Source organism: Streptomyces sp. CBMA123, assembly GCF_014596465.1.
Lineage (GTDB): Bacteria > Actinomycetota > Actinomycetes > Streptomycetales > Streptomycetaceae > Kitasatospora.
Genome location: NZ_MECK01000554.1, coordinates 1 through 558, shown reverse-complemented (window position 1 = coordinate 558; position 558 = coordinate 1). Strand labels below are relative to the sequence as shown.

1 protein-coding gene is annotated in these 558 nt (G+C 80.8%); it reads right to left on the bottom strand.

Translation table 11 applies throughout. The features are described 5' to 3' along the window. Positions 1–240: 240 nt before the first annotated feature. On the bottom strand, positions 241–558 hold a 318-nt coding region (locus tag BG452_RS36445; RefSeq protein WP_262986097.1), incomplete at its 5' end, for a hypothetical protein.

Sequence of the window (558 nt, the reverse complement as noted above, 5' to 3'; positions counted from 1 at the left end):
GCCCTGGACGCGCGCGGGTGGCGCAACACGGTGTGGGCGCCGTGGCTGGGGCACCTGGCGCGCGCGCTGGCTCCCGTGGAACCGGACCGGGCCCGCGGTCTCGCCGAGGAGGCGGTCGGCCGGGCCCGGGAGTCCGGGACGGATTCGGCCGTCGGCAGCGCGCTGAGGCTGTGCGCCGCCGTGCACGAGCCGTCGCGGGCGGCCGGGCTGCTGGCGGAGGCGGTCCGGTACCTGGAGCGCTCACCGGCCCGCTACGAGCACGCGATCGCCCTGGTCGACCTCGGCGAGGCGCTGGCGCAGGTGTTCGGCCTCGCTGCGGGCCTTCTGGGCGGCGGTGGCGGCCTCGGTGGCGGCGGACTGCGCCTTGCCGCCGTCCTCCTGGAGCTCGCTCGCGCGCTGCTCCTCGGTGTCGGCGCGGGTCTCGGCGGCCGCGGCGGCGGCTTCCAGGGCACGGGCGAGCGCGGTGGCGGCGAGGGCGCGGGCGGCGAGCGCGGGGGCGGCGTCGAGGTCGGCCTCGCGGATGGCGGCGGCGACCCGGGCGACCCGGTCGGCGGCGGC